Below are 3,705 nucleotides of genomic sequence, written 5' to 3' on the forward strand. Positions count from 1 at the left end.
AAGAAACACTTTCATCTTTTTATCAAAGAATGTGAGTTTCGTTTTAACTATGGTACACCATCTAATCAGCTTAAAGTATTGAGAAGATGGTGTGGGATTTAGGCTAATCTAGTACAGCCCCAAACGCTCAAAAGACAAATGGCATTTTTTATGCCAAATTTTGATGTGGATAACTTTATTTGGGCAACTGGGCAGTGGCAAGATGAGCATGGTTGTTTATATATTGGCAAGATGGCTTGTTTTTGGGCAGGCAATCAAGATAATAGCTTGTACCATCACCCTGTGATTACCCCAAAATTACTCAAAAATTTAAGCATTAGAAATAGCAAAACGTTTGAGAAATTGTTTGAATATTTGTGATGATTAAATTTAACTTTTTGCATTGGTATTGATACCCTGCTTAACCAAGCAAACACACATTAATTGCCACCATATGATCAAAATACGCTATAATATGCCCATTTGTACTTTAGGCGACAGCCATGACTGATTTGACCAAACCAAAAATCCTACTCGGCATCACAGGCGGTATCGCTGCTTATAAATCAGCAGTGCTTGCTCGTCTGCTCATCAAGGCAGGCTGTGAAGTGCGTGTGATGATGACGGCGGCAGCGTGCGAGTTTATCACGCCTTTGACCTTGCAGGCATTGACTGGCAATGAAGTACATACACAGCTTTTGGATGCAGAAGCCGAAAAGGGCATGGGGCATATTGAGCTTGCCAAATGGGCGGATGTGGTCGTGATCGCACCTGCATCTGCCAACACCATCGGCAAGCTTGCCACTGGCTTGGCGGACAATCTATTGACCACAGTTTGTGTGGCGACAGATGCACCGATTCTCATTGCACCTGCCATGAATCAGCAGATGTGGGCAAATGCCATCGTACAGGATAATCTGAATAAACTACAACGCTTCGGCTATCATCTCATCTATCCTGATAGTGGTGAGCAGGCGTGCGGCGATGTCGGGGCAGGGCGATTGCCTGAGCCTGAGGCGTTGAGCCAGACGATTTTGGCATTTGTGGCTCGCCAAAGACTACCACAGTCATTGGCAGCTAAGACTGTCGTTATTACCGCAGGGGCGACGCTTGAGCCGATTGATCCGGTGCGTTTTTTATCCAATCATTCCACAGGCAAGATGGGCTATGCACTGGCGGCGGCGTGTCGTGATGCTGGTGCGGATGTGGTGCTCGTCAGCGGTAAGCGTGTGGCATTGCAAGCACCCAAAGGCGTGCATCGCATTGATGTCGGCACGGCAGATGAGATGCTGTCGGTATGTCTAGATGTCTGCCGTACGGCGGATGTGTTCATCGCCACCGCTGCCGTGGCGGACTATAAGATGGCAACCATCGCCGCTCACAAAATCAAAAAAACCGATGGCGTGGATGGCATGACGCTAGAACTCATCAAAAATCCTGATGTGCTTGCCACCATCGCTAAGACTTATCCTGATGTGCTGACCGTTGGCTTTGCTGCTGAGACCCAAGATACCGAAAACTATGCCAAAGGCAAACTTATCGCCAAAAATCTTGACATGATTGCGGTCAATGATGTGTCTGATACCAGCATTGGCTTTGGCAGTGATGATAATGCGATGATGGTGTTTTTTGCTGATCAATACCAAAAAACTGCCCAAAAACTGCCCAAAGCACCAAAAACCACCATTGCAAGACAGCTTGTGGACTGTATTGCATTAATTAGTGATACTAATTAAAATATTAAATAAGTAAACTTAAGCCAAATTTTGCTTCATTTGTCAATCAAAAATCATGAGTGAAGATTCACAAAAATACATTGTTTATCGCTGATGATTTTTGTATTTTGACTTACTGGCGAATAATTTTTAGGATGGATTCATGACTGATTATAACGCATTTATCACACCTGTTGACCGTGCTTGGCAGGACACTTACCGCAAAAATAATTTGGACATTCAGCTTGTCATGCCTGAAGGTGTGAATAACTTGCTGGATTTTTTTGATGTCAATTTCCGTGCCAATCGTGGTCAAAAAGCCATCACTTTTATGGGCTATGACATCAGCTATGATGATTTGGATAAGCACAGCTTAAAAATCTCAGCTTATCTACAGTCGCTCGGTCTCAATCAAGGCGATAAAGTCGCGGTGATGATGCCAAATACGCCGCAGTATCTTGCGGTGATGATGGGGATTGTGCGAGCAGGTCTGGTGCTTGTGAATGTCAATCCTTTGTACACCGCGCACGAGCTTGAGCATCAGCTCAAAGATAGTGAAGCCAAGGTATTGTTTATCGTTGAGAACTTTGCCCATACCTTTGAAAAGGTGCAAGATAAAGGGCAAGTGGCTCATGTCATCACCACAGGCGTCGGTGATATGATGGGCGTGAAGGGCATCGTGATTAATGCCGTCGTGCGTCATCTTAAAAAAATGGTGCCAAGCTATTGCATTCCAAATAAGAAAAATTTTAAAGATATTTTAAAAAATAACTTGCCATACACTCGCCCAAGTCTAACGCTGGATGATGTGGTGATTTTACAGTACACAGGCGGTACGACAGGTGTCGCCAAGGGTGCGATGCTGACTCATGGCAACTTGATTGCTAATGTTGAGCAGTGCATGACCTATGTCAAATCAGGCTTTGATAAGCCGTATCAGCATGGTGAATATATGGCGGTGGCATTGCCTTTGTATCATATTTTCTCGTTTATGGTGACCATGCTTGGCATGAAGATGGGCTTTGCGATGCTACTGATTCCCAATGCGCGAGATTTTGATGATTTGACCAAGCAATTTGCCAAATATCGTCCGCAATTTTTCCCTGCGGTGAATACGCTATTTAATGCCTTGACGCATCACAAAGGCTTTGGTAGTCTTGATCATAGCAATATGAAAATCTCACTTGGCGGCGGCATGGCGGTATTGCCCAGTACAGCTGAAGCGTGGGAGAAATTGACCGGCAATTACATCATTGAGGGGTATGGTTTGTCTGAGACATCACCTGTTTTGACCTTTAATCCGCTTGGCAGTTATACCGGCAAAATCGGCATTCCTTTTCCTTCTACCGACATTATCCTGCTGGATGAAGATGGTCATGAAGTTGCGATGGGTGAGGCAGGCGAGATTTGTGCCAAAGGTCCGCAGGTGATGAAAGGCTATTGGAATCAGCCTGAGGAAACTGCCAAAGTGATGACGACTGATGGTTATTTTCGCACAGGCGACATCGGTGTGATGGATGAGCAAGGGTATTTTAAAATCGTCGATCGCAAAAAAGACATGATTTTGGTCTCAGGCTTTAATGTCTATCCTAACGAAGTCGAAGAAGTCATCGCCGCTCACCCACAAGTGCTAGAATGCGGTGCCATCGGCGTGCCTGATGAGCATAGCGGTGAGGTGGTCAAGGTCTTTGTGGTCAAAAAAGACGACAGCTTGACTGCGGATGATATCAAAGCTTGGGCGAAGAAAAATTTAACTGGCTACAAACGTCCAAAACAAATCGCCTTTGTGGATGAGCTTCCCAAATCCAATGTCGGCAAAATCCTACGAAAAGAGCTTAGAAAGCTGTAGTCAGCAGATTTGCCTGTTGTATCACAAGAACATCGTGCTTATGAACCGACCCCCAATTCTTAGACACCAGTTTAAGATTAACGGTTAAGGTTTAATAAAGGACTGAGTTCTGTATTGTACAGGACTCAGTCCTTTTAATTTTACTTTTATTCTATCATGATT

The 3,705-nt window shown here is 44.6% G+C and carries 4 protein-coding genes and 1 pseudogene; 4 read left to right on the plus strand and 1 reads right to left on the minus strand.

Annotation, left to right across the window (positions count from 1 at the left end):
* The 4 genes and pseudogenes from AZ602_RS09825 to AZ602_RS09840 all read left to right on the plus strand — a co-directional run.
* Nucleotides 1-102, plus strand: a pseudogene (locus tag AZ602_RS09825) (IS1595 family transposase); the annotation flags it as partial.
* Between the two features lie 48 nt (nt 103-150).
* A complete protein-coding gene (locus AZ602_RS09830) occupies nt 151-360 on the plus strand; it encodes a hypothetical protein (protein WP_143821206.1) in 210 nt (69 codons plus the stop codon).
* 122 nt (nt 361-482) lie between these two features.
* Nucleotides 483-1,715, plus strand: a complete 1,233-nt coding sequence (gene coaBC / locus AZ602_RS09835) for a bifunctional phosphopantothenoylcysteine decarboxylase/phosphopantothenate--cysteine ligase CoaBC (protein WP_103034738.1) — start codon at nt 483-485, stop codon at nt 1,713-1,715.
* A 142-nt stretch (nt 1,716-1,857) separates the two neighbouring features.
* The gene (locus AZ602_RS09840; protein WP_103034739.1) at nt 1,858-3,543 is read left to right on the plus strand and encodes an AMP-binding protein; all 1,686 of its coding nucleotides are present in this window, start codon (nt 1,858-1,860) and stop codon (nt 3,541-3,543) included.
* Between the two features lie 84 nt (nt 3,544-3,627).
* On the opposite strand, the gene AZ602_RS09845 is transcribed toward AZ602_RS09840, so the two are convergent.
* On the minus strand, nt 3,628-3,705 hold a 78-nt coding region (locus tag AZ602_RS09845; protein WP_146025225.1), incomplete at its 5' end, for an IS3 family transposase.

The sequence above is a fragment of the Moraxella sp. RCAD0137 genome (genome assembly GCF_002894025.1).
Classification (GTDB): domain Bacteria; phylum Pseudomonadota; class Gammaproteobacteria; order Pseudomonadales; family Moraxellaceae; genus Moraxella; species Moraxella porci.

Excerpts from the sequence above, each read along its gene's own strand:
- coaBC (WP_103034738.1), top strand. The coding sequence starts at position 483 with ATGACTGATTTGACCAAACCAAAAATCCTACTCGGCATCACAGGCGGT.
- AZ602_RS09840 (WP_103034739.1), top strand. The coding sequence starts at position 1,858 with ATGACTGATTATAACGCATTTATCACACCTGTTGACCGTGCTTGGCAG.
- AZ602_RS09830 (WP_143821206.1), top strand. The coding sequence starts at position 151 with ATGCCAAATTTTGATGTGGATAACTTTATTTGGGCAACTGGGCAGTGG.